At 70.8% G+C, this 17638-nt stretch carries 18 protein-coding genes; 15 read left to right on the top strand and 3 right to left on the bottom strand.

The genetic code is table 11. The annotated features are described in order from the left end of the window. Positions 1 to 81: 81 nt before the first annotated feature. Positions 82 to 936 (bottom strand): SDR family NAD(P)-dependent oxidoreductase, encoded by an 855-nt coding sequence (locus EKD16_RS21795; RefSeq protein WP_131100929.1) that lies wholly within the window; start codon positions 934 to 936, stop codon positions 82 to 84. 65 nt (positions 937 to 1001) lie between these two features. On the opposite strand from EKD16_RS21795, the gene EKD16_RS21790 reads away from it, so the two are divergent. From EKD16_RS21790 to EKD16_RS21745, 9 genes are all read left to right on the top strand, one after another. Continuing rightward, complete coding sequence (locus EKD16_RS21790; RefSeq protein ID WP_131100927.1) at positions 1002 to 1361, top strand: TetR family transcriptional regulator C-terminal domain-containing protein; 360 nt, start codon at positions 1002 to 1004, stop codon at positions 1359 to 1361. Between the two features lie 106 nt (positions 1362 to 1467). Next, entirely contained in the window at positions 1468 to 2475 is a 1008-nt protein-coding gene (locus EKD16_RS21785) for a hypothetical protein (protein ID WP_131100926.1), read from the top strand. Between the two features lie 340 nt (positions 2476 to 2815). After that, positions 2816 to 4360, top strand: a complete 1545-nt coding sequence (locus EKD16_RS21775) for a coagulation factor 5/8 type domain-containing protein (protein WP_131100923.1) — start codon at positions 2816 to 2818, stop codon at positions 4358 to 4360. 248 nt (positions 4361 to 4608) lie between these two features. Continuing rightward, complete coding sequence (locus EKD16_RS21770; protein ID WP_131100921.1) at positions 4609 to 5712, top strand: NAD(P)-binding domain-containing protein; 1104 nt, start codon at positions 4609 to 4611, stop codon at positions 5710 to 5712. A gap of 319 nt (positions 5713 to 6031) precedes the next feature. After that, complete coding sequence (locus EKD16_RS21765; protein ID WP_207391370.1) at positions 6032 to 6592, top strand: RNA polymerase sigma factor; 561 nt, start codon at positions 6032 to 6034, stop codon at positions 6590 to 6592. Continuing rightward, positions 6589 to 7398 (top strand): anti-sigma factor, encoded by an 810-nt coding sequence (locus EKD16_RS21760; RefSeq protein ID WP_131100919.1) that lies wholly within the window; start codon positions 6589 to 6591, stop codon positions 7396 to 7398. Before EKD16_RS21765 ends, EKD16_RS21760 begins: the two co-directional genes overlap by 4 nt. A 67-nt stretch (positions 7399 to 7465) precedes the next feature. Then, positions 7466 to 8275, top strand: a complete 810-nt coding sequence (locus tag EKD16_RS21755; RefSeq protein ID WP_131100917.1) for an ABC transporter ATP-binding protein — start codon at positions 7466 to 7468, stop codon at positions 8273 to 8275. Next, a complete protein-coding gene (locus EKD16_RS21750; RefSeq protein ID WP_131100915.1) occupies positions 8272 to 9678 on the top strand; it encodes a hypothetical protein in 1407 nt (468 codons plus the stop codon). The genes EKD16_RS21755 and EKD16_RS21750 overlap by 4 nt, the downstream gene beginning before the upstream one ends. Beyond that, positions 9675 to 10253 (top strand): hypothetical protein, encoded by a 579-nt coding sequence (locus EKD16_RS21745; protein ID WP_131100913.1) that lies wholly within the window; start codon positions 9675 to 9677, stop codon positions 10251 to 10253. The genes EKD16_RS21750 and EKD16_RS21745 overlap by 4 nt, the downstream gene beginning before the upstream one ends. On the opposite strand, the gene EKD16_RS21740 is transcribed toward EKD16_RS21745, so the two are convergent. Both EKD16_RS21740 and EKD16_RS21735 read right to left on the bottom strand, forming a co-directional pair. Next, positions 10223 to 11128: a nucleotidyl transferase AbiEii/AbiGii toxin family protein gene (locus EKD16_RS21740; protein ID WP_165498633.1), complete on the bottom strand. Its 906-nt coding sequence runs from the start codon at positions 11126 to 11128 to the stop codon at positions 10223 to 10225. The genes EKD16_RS21745 and EKD16_RS21740 overlap by 31 nt on opposite strands. Further along, complete coding sequence (locus EKD16_RS21735) at positions 11125 to 11826, bottom strand: type IV toxin-antitoxin system AbiEi family antitoxin domain-containing protein (RefSeq protein ID WP_131100908.1); 702 nt, start codon at positions 11824 to 11826, stop codon at positions 11125 to 11127. The genes EKD16_RS21740 and EKD16_RS21735 overlap by 4 nt, the downstream gene beginning before the upstream one ends. A gap of 234 nt (positions 11827 to 12060) precedes the next feature. Between EKD16_RS21735 and EKD16_RS21730 the strand changes: the two genes are divergently transcribed. The 6 genes from EKD16_RS21730 to EKD16_RS21705 all read left to right on the top strand — a co-directional run bounded on the left by EKD16_RS21730 (position 12061) and on the right by EKD16_RS21705 (position 17613). Next, positions 12061 to 13389, top strand: coding sequence for a recombinase family protein (locus tag EKD16_RS21730; protein ID WP_131100906.1), 1329 nt, complete (start codon positions 12061 to 12063; stop codon positions 13387 to 13389). A gap of 289 nt (positions 13390 to 13678) precedes the next feature. Next, positions 13679 to 14437, top strand: a complete 759-nt coding sequence (locus tag EKD16_RS21725; protein ID WP_131100904.1) for a DUF2637 domain-containing protein — start codon at positions 13679 to 13681, stop codon at positions 14435 to 14437. 128 nt (positions 14438 to 14565) lie between these two features. Beyond that, positions 14566 to 15252 (top strand): ArsR/SmtB family transcription factor, encoded by a 687-nt coding sequence (locus tag EKD16_RS21720; protein ID WP_131100902.1) that lies wholly within the window; start codon positions 14566 to 14568, stop codon positions 15250 to 15252. Between the two features lie 49 nt (positions 15253 to 15301). Continuing rightward, the gene (locus EKD16_RS21715; RefSeq protein WP_131100900.1) at positions 15302 to 16573 is read left to right on the top strand and encodes an MFS transporter; all 1272 of its coding nucleotides are present in this window, start codon (positions 15302 to 15304) and stop codon (positions 16571 to 16573) included. A 54-nt stretch (positions 16574 to 16627) separates the two neighbouring features. Beyond that, positions 16628 to 17296: a class I SAM-dependent methyltransferase gene (locus tag EKD16_RS21710; protein ID WP_131100898.1), complete on the top strand. Its 669-nt coding sequence runs from the start codon at positions 16628 to 16630 to the stop codon at positions 17294 to 17296. Further along, on the top strand, positions 17293 to 17613 hold the full coding sequence (locus EKD16_RS21705; RefSeq protein ID WP_131100896.1) for a sulfurtransferase TusA family protein: 321 nt from the start codon (positions 17293 to 17295) through the stop codon (positions 17611 to 17613). The genes EKD16_RS21710 and EKD16_RS21705 overlap by 4 nt, the downstream gene beginning before the upstream one ends. Positions 17614 to 17638 lie beyond the last annotated feature (25 nt).

The following is a 17638-nucleotide window of genomic DNA, read 5'->3' as shown; positions in this document are numbered from 1 at the left end:
CCGCCCGCCCCGCTGTGGCCGCGCAGCCCTGTCGCCTCCGGGGCCGAAGAGCGTCGGAGTTCGCCGCACAGCATGGAGGTCTCAGCCGCGCGTGGCCGCGGTCGGAAGGTGAAATCCCCTTCTGACCAGCCGCTCCAGCACCCACTGAGGCAGCAGCAGCCGCAGCGGCGGCAGCCACAGCGCCTCGCTGCCGGCCGCGTAGCGCGGCTTCGGCCTGCGGGCGGTGGCCGCCTTGACGACGACTTCGGCGGCCCTGCGCGGGTCGCCGCCCTTCCGCAGACCTCGTTCGAGGGTCTCGAAGGCGTTGGCGCGGACCTGGTCGTAGTCGGCGATCTCGCCGCAGGAGCGGGTAGCGGCCTCGACCACGCCCGTGGTGAAGGCGCCCGGCTCCACCAGGCTCACGTCGACGCCGAGATGACGCACCTCGTGGCGCAGCGCCTCGGTGTAGCGGGCGAGGGCGGCCTTGGACGCGGCGTAGTAGCCCTCGCCGGGCTCACCGACCCAGGCGGCCAGCGAACCGACGTTGACGATGCGGCCCCGGCCGCGTTCGCGCATGTGCGGCAGGACGGCGTTGGCCACCCGCGCGGCGCCGAAGAGGTTGGTCTCGAAGACCGCGGCGGCCTCGGTGAGCGCGGTCTCTTCGGCGATCCCGCGGTGCAGCGCTCCCGCGTTGTTGACCAGTACGTCGACCATCCCGACCTGGTCGAGGAGCCTGTCAACGCACGCGGCGACGGAGGCATCGCTGGTCACGTCGAGCCGAAGCATCCGCACGCTGTCGAAGCCGGGGCGGTCGCTGCGGCTGGTGCCGAAGACGCGGAAGCCTTTTTCGGCCAGGAGGCGGGCCGCTTCGCGTCCGATGCCCGAGGACGCGCCGGTGACCAGCGCCGTGCCCGGCCGGGAGGAGGGTGCGGATCCGCTCGTGTCGCGTGCAGCCATGGCCCCGAACGTAGACCCTCAAGCCGGCTCGAAGGCCAAGGCCCACCGCGGAAACCCTGTAGGCGGTGCGAGGGACCGGGCGTCCGGTCGCCGCTGTGTACCGGTGTGCCGTGTTCGCGCGCCGTCCAGGGGCAGCCACGGAGTTCTACGCGCTGGCGCACCGCCAACAGCGGGTGCGCGACTTGTTGGAGCGGTACTACTCCGACTGGAGCGAAGCCGCGGCCAGGCTCCTCGATCAGGGCAACGAACGCGGTGAGTTCGACATCACCGACACTGGCTGCACGGCACGCTCCCTCGTGGAACTTCTCGACGGTGCGTTTCTCGTCTGGACCGTCCTTCCCGGAACCGTGGATCTGAGCGAGCGGATGCGATCGGCCCTCGACCTGCTTGCCCGGGGCCTGTCCACAGGAACCGCCGCCCAATAGGGCCGTCCCCCGCGCCGCCGGGGCGCCGGCGCCCCGGCGGCGCGGGGGGCTTCCGATACGCGCCCGCAGGGGAAGCGCGCATCCCCCGTCGGGCACCATGGCGACCATGGACAACGCCACCCCGGCCGCCCGCCGCCCCGAGGCCGACCGGCTCCGTGCCCGACGGCTCGCCGCCGCGACCGTCGCCTGGTCGGCGGCCTACGCCGGGCTCCAGGCTTACTGGCGGATCGTCGGCCCGCCCGGGAAGATGTCCCCGGTCGGCTACGACCTGATGCTCTTCTCCGGCTGGTGGGCGGTAGCGCTGTGCGGCGCGGCCGCACTGCTCGCCGTGGGCATGACGCGACCGGTCCCGGGCCGTGCGGTCGGCGTCCTGCTGCTGCTCGGCGCGCTGGGGACCGCCGGTGCTCTGGTGGTCGCCGTGACACCGCTGCTTTTGGACGTGGTGGGTGCGCTGCTGCCCGGCCTGGGAATCGGCCTCTACCCGCTGGGTGCCCTGAGCAGACTGGGCTGCCTCGGACTGGCCGTCTTGCTCATCACGCTCGCGTCGGCCTATCGCCGGACGTCGGGGCTGGGGTGCCTGGGGTGCGGCCGCGTCCGATCCGTCGCCCACCTACGCGAAGCCACCCCGCGCTGGGCCTACGCGGCGGCCTACCTCACGATCCTCGGCTGGTTGCTGCGTGTGCTCGCTCAGGCCGGCGTCGGCATGGAGGCCGTCCCCTTCGCAGGCGGCCCGTCCCTGGTGCTGTTCGAGGTCGGATTCGTGCTTGCCGGGGTGCTGCTGCCGCTCGCCCTGGTGCACCGCTGGGGACGGGTGTGGCCGCGCTGGGTCCCGGGTCTCGCCGGACGGCGTGTCCCGAGGTGGCTGGTGCTGGGACCGGCGATCGGAATCTCCGGCGGATTGCTCACCTACTTCGGCGCCGACCTGGTGAACATGGTCTACCGAAGCCTCGACGGGCGCCCCGCGTACCCGGTCGAGCAATTGCCCCAGGCTTTCTTCTGGGTAGCGGTGCCCGCCTACGTGCTGTGGGGGCTGGGCCTGGCCGTCGCTGCCTACTCTTACCACCACCGCACGCGCACCGCCTGCCGCGAATGCGAAGGCGCCCATCTCCTGTGATCGCGGATGTGTGGACACCGCCGGCGCCGACGGTGTCCACAGGTCCGCGATCACAGCTCAGTGCAGCAGGCGTCCTGCGGGTACCGGCTGGTGGACGCGGGGCCGCACCGCGTGCGAGGCGGCGACCGGGTCGTGGGTCACCATCACCACGGTCTGGCCGGTCCGGTCGACGACCCCCCCGCAGCAGTTCCAGGAGCTTCATACTCATCGGCGGCCGTACTCGGCCGGGCGACTGTCGGGCCGGGATGCGAGAGTGCTCCGTGCCTTCCGGGCGCGCCGCGGCCGGAGCGGCGATGCGAGCGGCCCCGCCGCATGACCGACAGGAGGACTGGAGCGCCCCATGCCCGACCATGCCGATTCCCGACCCGCGGAACCCGAGGGAAGCCCCCACCGCGCCCCGGTCGTCGTCTACGACACCGAGGTGCGCGCCGGCGGCCGATGGCAGGCGGCCGCGCCGTTGTCGGTCCACCTGGATCGGGGAGAGCCCTGTGAAGTGGTGGAGCTGGGTTGGCGATCCGAGAGCGGGGCGGAGGCCGAGATCGCCTTCCACGGCGGCATGACGGCCTTCCGCGGCCACCGGCGCACCGCCGACGGCGCGCGGCAGGAGTACCGCGGGGTCGAGCGTGCGCGCTGGTCAGGCCCCGAACAGATGAGCGGCTTCCACCCGCGCACGTTCGCCACCGAGGAGGAGGCCTACGGCGACCGGACGGTCACCGGCCGGTTGCGGATGGTGCTGGACGACGGCGCGGGCCCCGTCGAGCGGATCACCTGGCGCGACCATCGCGACACCTTCGCGTCTGTGGCCGTGCGGAGCGGTCCCGCCCCTGCTCGTACCGTGCCGGCGCAGGTGCAGGAGGTCCGGGCCAGCGACGAGCACCGCGCGGCCGGTGAGGTCGCCGGGAAGCTGCTGGCCGAGTGGGGCAAGTGGCTGGCGTTCGAGCCCACCGCGACGCTGGACTTCGTCCTGCCTGAACCGGCCGCCGTCACCGCCTACCAGCTCACCGCCGCCAACGACTACCGCGACCGCGACCCTCAGGACTGGCGGCTGCGCGGTTCGGTGGACGGCCGCACCTGGTTCACCGTCGACTCGCGGCAGGGCCAGGCATTCCCCGAGCGGCACCAGAACCGCGAATACTCCGTCGCCAACTCCGCGGCGTATCCGCTCTACCGGCTCGACATCAGCCGCAACTGGGGGATGCAGCCCGAGACGCAGTTGCAGCGGGTGCGGTTGCTCACCGCGGACGAGCCGGAACTCGGCACCCCGGTGCCCGTCTCCCGGGTCTCGGCCAGCGGCGAGAACCGGGACGCCGGCGAGGTCGCGGCCAATCTGCTGCACAGCACCGCGGGCAAGTGGCTCGCCTTCACCGGATCGGCCCGGCTGGAGTTCGTCCTGCCCGAGCCGACCGCCGTCACGGCATACTCGCTGACCTCGGCCGACGACCACTGCTCGCGGGATCCGAAGGACTGGGTGATGCAAGGCTCCCACGACGGGAGTACCTGGACGACCCTCGACCGGCGGAGCGGGGAGGCGTTTCCCGAACGGTTCCTGGTGCGCGAGTTCGCGATGGCCGAAGCGGCGCCCTATTCGCGGTACCGGCTGCTCATCACCGCCAACGCCGAGGGGGTCGGCGAGATCCAGCTGAACCGGGTGCAGCTGCTGGCGCGCAAAGACGGCTGGTACCCCGCACTCGGGGGATTCTCCGGCGTGCTTCGGCGCTCCTACGGTCCCGTCGCGGGCTATCGGGGGACCCCAGTTGCCGAGAGGATTCCGGGACCGGACAGTGCGGACGGGGCGACGGCCGCGGCGGACGGTCGACGCGGCGAGTCCGCCGCGGAGGCGCGGCGCTTCGTCCGGGTCTCCGTCGAGATGTACACCAATCCCTGATACCGGCGCCCACCGGCCGAGCACCCGCGCGAAGGCCCCGACGGAGGTGTGGCAGGACGTCGAGGGCGAGGACGGGTTCGCCGAATGGCAACTCGGTGGCCACGCTTGGGACCACGACCACCTGGGCGGCCTGGGCGGTGCTGCTGGCGCAGTGGACCCGAGGCTGTCCGCACGCACGCGGACCAGCTGATGCCCCGACCGTTGCCGGACATCGGAATCCCCGCGTTGGCGGGGCTGTTGACTTGTACATGACGCGAGGCGAAGCGGCGCGGCCGGTGGAGGCCGTGGTGATCGGTGCGGGACAAGCGGGCCTGTCCGGCGCCTACTACCTGCGGCACGCCGGACTGGAACCCGGACGCGACTTCGTGGTCGTTGACCACAACACCGGCCCCGGCGGCGCATGGCGGCACCGGTGGGACTCGCTGACCACCGAGACGGTGAACGGCGTGCATGCCCTGCCCGGGATGCCGTGGGCTGCTCCCGAGCGTCCCGCGCCGGTGAACTCCGCCGTCCCGGCGTATTTCGCCGCATACGAGCGCGAGTTCGACCTGCGCGTGCACCGCCCGGTGAGTGTCCGCCGGGTCCGCGAGGGTGCCGGCGGGCGGCTGCTGGTGGAGACCACCGCGGGTTCGTGGTCGGCGCGCGGCCTGATCAACGCGACGGGCACGTGGGAGCGCCCGTTCTGGCCGCACTTCCCCGGCCGTGCGTCTTTTCTGGGGCGCCAGTTGCACACCGCCGACTTCGCGGGCGGCGCCGAGTTCGCCGGGCAGCGCGTGGTGGTGGTCGGCGGCGGGGCGTCCGCCGTGGACATGCTGCTGGAGCTGGTGGGGGTGGCGAGCAGCATCACCTGGCTGACCCGCCGCCCGCTCAACCTCGTGACCGGTCCCTTCACCCCGGAGCTCGGCCGCGCCTCCGTCGCGGTGGTCGCCGATCGGGTACGGCGCGGTGAGCAGCCCGGCAGCGTCGTCAGCGCGACGGGCCTGTACCTGCCGCCGGAGCTGTCCCGGGCCCTCGACGACGGCCGCATCGTACTGGACCGCGTCTTCGATCGCGTGACCCCTGAAGGTGTGGCCTGGTATGACGGACGGTTCGTCGCGGCCGACACGCTGCTGTGGGCCACAGGCTTCCGACCGAGTGTGGCCCATTTGGGACCGCTGAACCTGCGCGAGTCCGGCGGCGGTATCAGGGTGGACGGCACCCGGGCCGTGGCGGACCCGCGTCTCCACCTGATCGGCTACGGTCCTACCGCCAGTACCATCGGCGCGAACCGGGCCGGACGCTCCGCGGTCCGCCAACTCGAAGACCGCCTCGGCGGTTTCCGCGCCGCCGACGCGGCCCCGCTCGCGGGGTGAGCGGCCACCGCCGCCCCGAACGAATGACCGGAGGCGACGCCGCGCGACCTTTTCTGCCCTCGTCCGGCGGCCCGGTCATGCCGACGTCCGCGGCGACCGCGTCGACGTTCCAGGGCTGATGTGTCAGCCGCGCATTCAGTCCGCCGGGTCTTGGGCCTGATCGATCCGCTTCTCGAACTCCGAGTAGGGCTGTGCGCCGAAGAACGCCTCCCTCGATCAGGAAGGCGGGCGTGCCGGGTATGCGGCACAAGCACTAGCAATGTGACTCACGTCACTTGTTTGTAAGAACCGATCGCGGATCCGCCGCGTCTTGCCAAGCGTGAGAAAAACTCGGGGAGCGATCGAGTCGGCCGACGAGGCCGGCCTCGTCCGCTTGGTTGCCAAGGGGGACCGGGCGGCTTTCGAGGAGCTGTACCGCCGGACCTCGCCATGGCTGGCCCTACGTTTGCGGCGCCGATGCAGCGACGAGCAGATCGTGGCCGAGGTGCTGCAGGAGTCCTACCTCGCCGTATGGCGGGCGGCGGGAAGTTTTGCCGGGACAGCGGTGGACGGCAGCGCCGCGGGGTGGCTGTGGACCATCGCCGCGCGCCGGCTCGTGGACGCGTTCCGGCGTCGTGCGCGGTATGTGCATCCGCCTCCGGAAGCCGCCGAACCGGTGGCCGCCCCAGCCGCGGAGGACGAAGCGCTAGCCGGAGCGGTCGGCGGCGAATTGGGAAGCGCGTTGAACACGCTGGCACCCGAACTGCGGCAGGTGCTGCAGGCCATGGTGCTCGACGGGCTCTCGGTGCGGGAGACCTCCGTGCTGCTGGGACTGCCGGAGGGAACCGTGAAGACGCGGGCGCGCCGGGCGCGGATCATCATGCGGGAGGCACTGTCATGAACGACCAGCACAAGGCGCATGCTTCCATCGAGCTGATCCGCAGCTACGCGCGCGCTGACGCGATCGCCGGCGAGGTGCTGTGGTCGCTGGAATCGCACCTGGAATCCTGCCCGTCCTGTCGCGCCCGCCTCGCCGAGGAAGTGCCCGGCCAGGCGCCCCGGACGGCGGCGCTAGTCGATCGAACCTGGGAAGCACTGGCATCGTCCCTGACCACCGGCCCGCCCGTACCCCCGCGAAGGCGGCTGGCACGGTTGGCGGGCTGGACCTCGCCGGTGATGCTTCCGTGGGTCGCTGGTGCGGCACTGGTGGCAGTGCTGGCTGTGGCCGTCGATTCGTTCTTCGCTATCCCCGGAGGCCGCCCGCTGGTGCTGCTGCTGGCCCCGGTCATTCCGGTGCTCGGCATAGCCGCGGTATGGACGAGAAGTCTCGATCCGGCGTATGAGCTGGTGGCCGCGACCCCGCGAGCAGGGCTTTATCTGCTGCTGCGGCGCACGGTAGCCGTGCTGGCGGTGGTGATGCCGGTGCTGGTCGTCGCGGGCCTCACCATAGGCACGTCATCGGTGCTCTGGTTACTGCCGTGTCTGGCCTGCACGGCCGTAACCCTCGCGCTGGGCAGCGTCATCAGGTTGGAGCGCGCTGCCGCTGTGGTCGTGACGCTGTGGTCGCTGGGTGTGCTCGCTCCCGGCCTGCTGACGTCGCAACTGCCGGTAGCGGTCACCCCGGTGGCCGGTCCGGTGTGGGGCGCGGTCTTCGCGGTCGCAGCCGCGGTGCTGATGCTGCGCGCCAGGTCGTTCGTCCGGATGTGAGAGCAGCCGGCATTCAAGCCGGTATGCAAGCCGGAAACCCAGCAGGTGGAGAAGACAGGAGAGTGTGATGGCACGCGTGGTGGGGGCGGCCGAGACCGCCCCGGCGACCCATGCCTGGGAGATCCGCGCCGAAGGGCTGCGGGTCGCCGCCGGGCGGCGGATGGCCGTGGACGGGATCGATCTGGCGTTCGGCACGGGAGTGCATGGCCTACTGGGTCCCAACGGGGCAGGCAAGACCACTTTGATTCGGGCGCTGGCCACGGTACTGCGCCCGTCAGGCGGTGGACTGGAGCTGCTCGGCGAGTCCGTCAGAGGGCGCGTCGATATGCGCCGCATACGGCGCCAGATCGGGTACCTGCCGCAAGACTTCGGTTTCTACCGCAGGTTCACCGTCCGCGAGTTCGTCGAGTACATGGCATGGCTCAAGGAGGTACCCAAGAGCGGTATAGCCGATGCGGTGCAGCATGCCATCGAAAAAGTCGGTCTGGCAGACCGGGCCGATGACCGGATGAAAACGCTCTCTGGCGGCATGGCGCGCCGGGCCGGAATCGCCCAGGCCATCGTGAACGGCCCGCGGATCCTGCTGCTCGATGAGCCGACCGCGGGCCTGGACCCATCGCAGCGCATGCAGTTCAGGCAGTTGCTGCGCGGGCTGAGCGAGGACACCTGCACGGTGGTGTCGACGCACCTGGTGGAGGACGTCGCCACCGTGTGCACCGATGTGGCACTTGTCGACGAGGGGCGCCTGGTGTTCCAAGGGCGAGCGGCCGATCTCGCCGCTGCGGGCAGCGGCACCGATTCCGGTGACAGCCCGAGCGAGCGGGGATATTCGGCCCTGCTGGCCCGCCACCACGCCACCAGGGAGGGAGCACGATGAGCACGAGGATTCTGCGCACCGAGCTGCGCCGCTCGACCGCACCGTGGACCTGCTTGGCCTTGGCCGTGCTCACACTGGCCCTCCTCTACCTGCTCCCCGGCCCCTGGGGCAAGGGGACCGGCGCGTGGGACCAGCAGTGGCAAGGACTCGCGCAATGGCAGCGGTTCATGCTCATGTTCACCTGGCCGGTGGTGGTCGGCCTCGGTGCCTGGCAGGGCACTCGGCAGCGCCGTTCGCGGATGGACGAGGTGCTTTCCAGCACGCCGCGATCCTCGTGGCAGCGCTCGGCGACGCTCGCGGCAGCGGTGGCGATCGGCTTGACCGTCGCCTGCACAGCGATATTCGCGGTAGGGGCGGCGCAGGTGGCCTCTGCCACCAGCTATTTCTCGCTCTCCTGGCTGGCCGTGTTCGCCGTCGGTGTTCTCGCGCTGGTCGCGGGGAGCCTGCTGGGAATGGGGCTCGGCCACCTCTTGCCGTATATGGTGACGCCGCCGCTCGTGGCGGTCAGCGGCTACGCGCTGGTCATGCTGCTGCTGAATATCGAGATTTCCGTAGAGGCCGGTTCCGACCCGTGGCGCATGAAAGCGGCGCTGCTTTCACCGGGACTCGACGGTGCCGAGAGCGCCTACAGGCTGGTGGCCCACCAGGTGAGCCTTGCCCAGGCGCTGTGGTTCCTCGGTATCGCCGCGACCGGGTTCATCCTGCTGGCAGCGCGGGGTTCTTGGACAAGGATCGCCTCAGCGGTCCCCGGTCTCCTCGGCGGTGTGCTGGCCATGGTCCTGCTACCGGGCCAGGCGAGCGCGGCCTACCCCCACGACACCCAAGCGGCGGCGCTGGTGTGCGACGAGGACGGGCCGCGGGTGTGCGTAACCCGGGCGCACGAGCACCTGCTGGACGATTTCGCCGGTACCGCCAGGCAGGCGCTCGCCAAGCTCGCAGTCCTGCCGGAAGCGCCGACCTCGGTGGAGGAAGTACCCGCTTTCGGTGATGAGGAGCGGGCTTCGCTGCCACGGACCGCGGACACGGTCCCGGTGAGCTCCGACACACTGATGCAGTTCGAGCAGAGTGGAGGAGGGAACTCCGATGGTGCGGACGGGCTGATTATGGCGCTCCTCGCCGGCGCCGGAACCCCGGCCTGCGGCGTTGAGGAGACGGAGATCTCCGCGCGCATAGTCACGGCCAACTGGCTGCTGGGTGCGGAACTGCAGCCGATACCGGGCCTGTACCCGTGGATCTCCGAGGATAGCTCCGCCTATCAAGAAACGGTGCGCCCGGCCTGGGAATCGCTGCGGTCCCTACCGCGCGAGGAGCAGATACGCCGGGTCGCCGCCGTGCGCGAGGCCGGGCTCACCTGCGAGGGCGACCAGCTCGATCTCCTCACCCAAGGGGTGAACCCTCGATGAGATGGTTGACCCTCTATACGCGGTCCCGGCAGCTACCGATGGCACTGCTCGGGTTCCTGGCCGGGGCCGTCCTGCTGTGGGGACTCACCCTCTGGTGGGGGGCCGACCAGACCGGTAGCCGACTGATGAGCGTGACGATGGTACTGGGAGTGGCCGCGGCTTCGGCCGGTCTGTGCGGGTTCGATGCCGCACGTGAGCGTACGGCTTCGTTCACCTGGCCGCCCCGGCGTGCCGCGCACCTGGTCGCCCTCGCCGCGATGGCAGCGGCCGGCCCCCTCGTGGTGGACGTATTGGCCGATTCCCATCTGCAGACCGAAGTGATCGTCAGAGATGCCGTTGGTCTGGTCGGTCTGGCCGGGGTCGGCGCGGTTCTGGCCGGCGGTTCGTTCGGCTGGTGCTTTCCCTTCGGGGCGACCGTACTGGCGAACGTGCCGATCGAGGCGGACTCGGATGCGCTGCGGGTACTGACCTGGCTGGTGCAGCCCGCGGACAGCACCGCGGCGATGACCACAGCACTCGTGTTCGCCGCCGTGGGGGTGATCGGTTACGCGGCATGGGGGCCTCGACCTGCATGAGCGTCGTTGACCGCGACCGCTGGGGCCGCCCCATCAAGCAATGGGGACAGCAGGGCCGCTTCGACATGGCGGCGAGCTGAGCGGCAACGGCCGTTGCAGGCCCAGCGGCAGGGCGGGGCGCCGCTGCGTTGACGACTGCGTTCGTTACGCACAGCCGTGGTCGTCGCGGCGGCGTTCCAGCACGACGGTGTCGCGCCAGGCGCCGTGGTGTTGGGCGATGCGTTCGCGGCGGCGACGTATTGGCTGCCGAGGACGGCGAGCATGTCGACGAGGTCCTTGAAGCGGGTGGAGGGGCGCTTTTCGGGTCCGTGGCGTTCGAGGATGGCGCAGGTCTTGTCGGCGATGTGGTCAGCAAGTGGGTAGACCCGGTAGCCGGGGCGATCCAGGCCGAGGATCGCGACCGCGGGCAATGGTGGGACGTCCTCCGGGGAGCCGGTCATGCGGATGTCCTCGGCGACCACGTCGACGTGGAAGCGCACCCATTCGGTGGTTCCGATCCGGGCGGTCGTCGGTATCCGGACACCGTTGGCGCCGTCGGAGACCGGGGTCGCGCGGCCCGTTTCGAATATGAACCAGTCCCCGAGATCGAGGGCGGCGGCTCGCCGGAGGTCGTGTTCTGCCTGTCCGCGGTCGCCGGGCCGGTAGACATCGATGTCCACGGTGCGGCGAACGGCGAGTTCGCGGGCGAGGAGCGCGGTGGCGCCCTTGACGATCCATCCGGTGTCGAGGTGGTAAAGCCGTGCGAGCAGCCGGTCGTAGGCGAACTGGCGCTGGAGTTCGGCCAGCGGCCACGGGCCGTTGGGTTTGGCTGCTGCGCGCAGGCGCTCGGTCAGAGCGCGGCGGAACGCGGTCGGGGTGGTGTAAGGGAGGGTCACGGCGGCGGTGTGCTGCCTTCCTGATCGGGCGTTGCGTCGAGCCAGTAGCGCCGTTCCGGGGCGCCGGCGAGGTCGAGGAGCCAGCGCAGCAGTGCGGCTCCGTCGCCGCGGCGCAGTCCGAAGCGCGCGGCGTGCGGAGCCAGAGCTTGGGCGACGGTGGTCGGGTGTTCGTGGCCGGCTCTGAGCGCGTCGGTGAGGAGGTGTGCGACGGCGCCGGGGTCCTCGTTGTCGGTGAGGAGGTCGGCGGCGGTGCGGGCGGGTCGAGTGACCGGCAGGCCCCGTAGAACGGTGTGTTCGTCGTCGGTCAGGCGGGCGCGGTGCAGGCGGACGTCGGGGCGCCGGGTTTGGCGGCGGGTTGGCAGGACGAACTCCTGGAGGTCGGCGGGGAGATGTCCCAGCTCGTAGAGGGAAGCCGCTGAACGGTGGGAGACCACGCCGGTGTCGGCGGTGCGTTCCCAGGCGGGGACGGCGGGTGCGAGTTGCAGCCAGGCGGCGCGCAGGTCGAGGTGGTCTGTGGGCGGGGCGCCGCGCAGGCGGTAGACCCCGTGGGCGACGCGTTGTGCGGTGGTCTCATCGGAGGCCATGCGCGACAGGGTGCTCCAGGCCATCCCGGTGGACTCGGCCTGGCGCCGGGTGAACAGCCCCCACTGTTCTTCGGCCAGATCCGCTAGAGGCGCGATGGCTGGCGAGTGATGCATGACTGCATGCTATAGCGAATGGACTCTATATTGCAGACGCTCTAGCAGTATGTCTGCGAAGTATCCGGATGAGCTATACAACGCAGTTGCGTCCTGGGTCGAGTATGCCCGCTGGAAGTTCCGCTGGCGAGAACACTCCTGCGGCCGCGCTTGTCCGACCCACCGCTCTACCTTGAACCACCGCTGCGGGAGACGCTAGCGAGAGAGCGTGTCTTTCGCAGGTGAGGGGGAGCCATGATCCGGTTTGCGTTGGCAGGGCGGGTATCGACGGAGGACTTGCAGGATCCGGCCACTTCGCGGCAGTGGCAGCGGCGTCGCGCCGAGCATCTGGTCGCGGGGTCCGGCGAGATCGTGGCCGAGTTCTTCGATGTGGGGCAGAGCCGGGCTGTGGCCTGGCCGCGGCGTCCGGAGTCGGCGCGGCTGCTGGCGGCGCTGGAGGACCCGGGCCGGGGATTCGATGCGGTGGTGGGCGAGCCGCAGCGGGTGTTCTACGACAACCAGTACGGGCTGACGTTCCCGCTGTTCGTCCACTTCGACGTGCCGCTGTGGGTGCCCGAGGTCGGCGGCGCTATCGATCCGGACTCCGAAGCCCACACGCTGATCATGTCGGCGTATGCGGCGATGTCCAAGGCCGAGCGGCGCCGTATCCAGATCCGGGTGCATGCCTCCATGGCCGCCCAGGCCGAGCTGGAGGGCAGGTTCCTGGGTGGCCGCCCGCCGTACGGATACCGGTTGATCGATGCCGGGCCGCATCCGCGCCCTGACCTTGCCGCGCTGGGGGCCCGAGCCCATCGCCTTGAACCGGATCCGGTCACCGCTCCGATGGTGCGGCGCATTTTCGCGTTGCGGTTGGCCGGCAACGGGGCCAAGCGGATTGCCAACGTGTTGAACGCCGAGGGCGTGCTCTGCCCGGCGGCGCGGGATCCGGCGCGCAACCGGCACCGAGACGGTCAGGGCTGGGGTCCGGGAACGGTGCTGTCGCTGCTGTCCAACCCGCGCTACACCGGCCGCCAGGTCTGGAACAAGCAGTCCAAGTCCGAACGGCTCCTCGACGTTCACAATGTGGGGCTGGGTACGCGGACCGTGTCGCGGTGGAATCCGGGCGAGGAATGGGTCTACTCCCAACAGGCGGCCCATCCGGCGATCGTGAGCGCAGCCGAGTTCCGCGCCGCCCAGACCACTCCGGCCGTACGCGGTCGGCCGCGCACTTACCTGTTGCGCGGTCTACTGCGCTGCGGGTTGTGCGGCCGGGCGTTGGAGGGCGCGTGGAACAACGGTCGGGCCAACTACCGCTGCACGGCCTGGCACGCCCAGGAGCATGTGGTCGACGGCAAGATGCGCAACGTCTTCGTTCGCGAGGACGCCGTCACCGCCCACCTCGGGACGTTCCTGGTCCGTCTCCTGGCACGGCCCGGTGTTCCCTTCGAGGAGGTCGACGTCCCCCGCGGGTCAGCCGCGCTGGTCTCCGCGTGCCGTGACCGGAGACTGACGTTCACCTACGACCCCATGGAGCGGGCACTGAGCACACCAGACGGCGCCGAGGAAATCGTGATCCGCCTGTGAGCCTGCCGCATCAGTGGCACCACGCGCACCACGCTGAGTCGAACCCCCATGGAAGGTTGTGCAGTTTGGCTGGATACTGAGCGCATTCAAACTGATGGACCAATGAAAAATCCCAGGACACAAAGCCCCGGGATTCCGTTACCATGTAACCATATGCAATCTCACGCATACCTATGTGTCCGAGGGGGGAGTCGAACCAAATTCCTATAGCCACTCGGCCCGCTCAGCTTTCTCGGCCGCTCGGGTCCGCCTGACCACCGAGCTGAATCTGGCGGGGCGGTGACCTGCTATGAATTCTACCCTCTGGTCCCGCTGGACAACCATCCTTGCCGTATTGATGTTGGCCGTGATCGCCGCGGTCGTCAGCTACAGCCACATGTACGAGCTGGCCCAGCGCCACGGCGAACCCGCTTGGCGCGCGGCCCTGTTTCCTCTCTCTGTCGACGGCATGATTGTGGCGTCGTCGATGGCTTTGCTGGCCGACGCCCGCCACGGCCGGCGCGGCGGCCTGCTTCCCTGGACGCTGCTCATCCTCGGGAGCGTCGCCAGCCTCGCGGCTAACATCGCGGTGGCCGATCCGACGCTGTGGTCGCGGGTGATCCACGCGTGGCCGAGCTTCGCCCTGATGGGCGCGTACGAGTTGCTTATGCGCGAGTTCCGCATCGACGCCCGCGGCGCACGCACGGCGAACGCACACGATGAGCAGACCGTGGACACAGCCGAGGCGCCGACTGATTCGTCTCGGCCGAAGGCGCCGGGGAACGAAGACGCCCGCGAGACCACGAGTGAGGCCCAACGCCCGCGGCTGCACGTGGTTGAGGCGGTAGATGGGCACGAGGAGGCCGTTGCCGCAGAGATCGCGAGCTCTTCGGAAGCAGTGCCGCGAATCCAGATCGAGGCGTGGCAGTGGGCGTTGGATAACCGCGGCAAAGACGGTTCCCTCCCCACCGGCCGCGAGATCGCGGCCCGCTTCGATCACAAGGACCGCTGGGGGCGACTGATCAAGCAATGGGGGCAGCAAGGCCGTTTCGACAAGGCGGTGGTGTGAGTACCAAAGCCCGGATCGGGGCTGCTTCCCCGCGTGTTCCGCCCTGACGCGTCGACCGGTTCCAGTATCGGCGAACCCCGTACGAGTCAGGCGCTCCGCTGGCGTCTTCGATCAGATACGCTATTCCAATGAATAGTGGAACAGATGGTCGGGAGGCGGGGCGCGCCGAGCTGTGGGGCGAGTTCGCCCGGGTCGGCAAGGCGTTGGGCAGCGGCACCCGCTTGCAGATGCTCGACCTGCTGGCCCAAGGCGAGCGCTCCGTGGAGTCGCTGGCCCAGCCCCTGGGGTTGGGTGTCTCCACCGCCTCGGCGCACCTGCAGACCCTGAAACGCGCCCAGTTGGTGCGCACCCGCCGCGTGAAGAACCACGTCATCTACACGCTGGCCGGCGACGACGTCGCCGCCCTGCTCTCGCTGGTGCAGAAGGTCGCCGGCACCCATCTGGCTGAGGTCGAACGGGCCTGGCAAAACTTCGCCGGGCCCGGCCAAGGCGAAATCGAAGAGGTCGACCGCGCCGAACTGCTGGCCCGCCTGGATCAGGGCAGCGCCCTGGTGCTGGACGTGCGCCCCGAGGGGGAGTTCGCCGCGGGCCACCTGCCCGGGGCGGTGTCGATCCCTGTCGACGAGCTGACCCGCCGATTGGACGAGGTGCCCGAGGACACCGACATCGTGGCCTACTGCCGCGGCGACTACTGCGTGATGGCGGTCGATGCGGTGCGTGTCCTGCGCTCCCACGGCCGCCGCGCCTACCGCCTCAACGAAGGACTGCTGGAGTGGCGCGCCTCCGGGCGCCCGGTCCACACCGGCTCCGCGTAATCCCGGGGTACTCCACCGCAGATCCGCCCCCATGGAAGGGACGCCGCACATGGCCGCCACCGCCTCGGAACCCCGCGACACCGATGCCTTCCCCACTGCCCTCCAGCGCCGCTCCCTGATCACCGTGGCCGCCGCCCAAGTTCTGGGCGGCGCCGGCCTGGCCGCCGGCGTCACGGTCGGCGCACTGCTGGCCCAGGAGATGCTGCAGACCAGCAGTCTGGCCGGACTGCCCGCCGCCCTGTTCACCCTGGGCTCGGCCGGTGCGGCGTTCCTGGTGGGCCGGATCTCCCACCGCCGGGGGCGGCGAACCGGCCTCGTCTGGGGCTATGCCGCCGGTGCCGCGGGCGGCGCGGGGGTGGTCGCCGCGGCCGCACTCGACAGCATCGGGCTGTTCTTCGCCGCGCTGCTCGTCTACGGCGCGGGTACGGCCACCAACCTGCAGGCGCGCTACGCCGGCGCCGACCTGGCCCCACCGCATCGGCGGGGGCGTGCGATCAGTACCGTCCTGGTCGCCACCACCCTGGGCGCGGTGGCCGGACCCAACCTCACCGAGGCCACCCAGCCCCTGGGCAGGGTCGTCGGAGCACCGGCACTGGCCGGCCCGTTCGTGCTGGCCGCGGCGGCCTACGGCCTGGCCGCCCTGGTCCTGTGGGTGTTCCTGCGGCCCGACCCGCTGCTGCACGCCCGGAACATCGCCCTGACGCCCGCGGGCGCCGGCGCGGCCGAGGCCGCATCCCCGGCTCCGGAGCCCGCGCCCGCGCGCTTCAACCCGGGGGTCGTCCTGGGCGGTGGCGCGATGGTGCTCACTCAGCTCGTGATGCTGGCCATCATGACGATGACCCCCATCCACATGCAGGCCCACGGCCACGACCTGGGGGCCACCGGGCTGGTCATCGCCGTGCACATCGCCTTCATGTACCTGCCCTCGCCGCTGACCGGGGTCCTGGTGGACCGTATTGGCCGCAAACCAGTGCTGGTCGCCTCCGGCGTCACCCTGCTTGCGGCCGGCCTGGTGGCCGCCGCGGCCCCGGTCGCGTCGGTGGCGGTGCTCGCGACGGCGCTGGCCCTGCTGGGGCTGGGGTGGAACTTCGGCCTGCTGGCCGGCACCGCGATGGTCACCGACGCCGCCGCCGTGGCGACCCGGGCGCGCACCCAGGGCGCGGTGGACGTGGGCGTGGCCCTGGCCGGCGCGAGCGGCGGCATGCTCAGCGGCGTGGTGGTCGCCGCCGCGGGGTTCCCCGCCCTGTCGGTCGGCGGGGGTGTGCTCGCGCTGGCGATCGTGCCCTTGGCCGCCCGGCGCGCCCGCCATCGGTCCGACTGACGCGGCCCGATACCCGATATCCCCCGACACGTCTTCGACCCGCAGGAGGCCGCCATGCCCACCGGTTCTGACCCGGATCTGGCCGACCAGCAGCGCAAGCACTGGCAGCACACCTACGCCGGCCATCCGCGCATGTACGGCCACGAGCCCTCGGCCCCGGCCGTGCACGCCGCCGCGGTCTTCGCCGAGGCGGGAGCACGCGAGGTGCTGGAATTGGGTGCGGGCCACGGCCGCGACGCCCTTTACTTCGCCCGCACGGGCTTGCGCGTCACCGCAACCGACATCAGCCGGAGCGGACTGGACCAGCTCCAGCAGGACGCCGAGGCCCAACAGCTCACCGGCCGGCTGGCGACCGTGGCCCACGACGCACGCGACCCGCTGCCACTGGCCGTACAGAGCGTGGACGGGGTGTTCGCGCACATGCTGCTGTGCATGGCGCTTTCCACTGCCGAGATCTCCGCCTTGGTGGGCGAGGTCGCGCGTGTGCTGCGTCCGGGCGGGACCTTCGTCTACACCGTCCGCCACACCGGCGACGCCCACTACGGGGCCGGAACCGCCCATGGCGATGACATCTTCGAGCACGGCGGCTTCGCCGTGCACTTCTTCTCCCAGGAGTTGGTCGAGCGCCTCGCCCAAGGGTGGGACCTCGACGAGGTGCATGCCTTCGAGGAGGGCGGCCTGCCGCGCCGCCTCTGGCGCATCACCCAGCGGCGCCCCCGGTGAGCGGTCCGACGCCGCTGCCCGAGTCCGGAGCGGTCGTGGACGGTACCGGGCTGGTCTGCGTGGTGCTGCTGATCCGGTTGCGTGACCGCATCGCCGAGCTGCCTGCGGGCTCCGTCGTGCACGTGATTACCACGGACCCGGCCGCACCGCTGGACCTTCCCGCCTGGTGCCACCTGACCGGCCACACCTACCTCGGCACGGCGGAGGCCCACGGCGACGCCGTGGTGCACGCTGTGCGTGTCAGCGCTGATCCTCGCCCCACCTGCGCCGACCGGCCCTGGCACCCTGCGGATTCCCAGAAACTCGAACGCCCCTGACGCACGGCAGCCCGCCGACATGGGC

The sequence above is a fragment of the Streptomonospora litoralis genome (assembly GCF_004323735.1).
In the GTDB taxonomy this organism is placed as follows: Bacteria; Actinomycetota; Actinomycetes; order Streptosporangiales; family Streptosporangiaceae; genus Streptomonospora; species Streptomonospora litoralis.
Note: the sequence above shows the minus strand (reverse complement) of the source record. Positions and strands in the feature narration are given on the sequence as shown.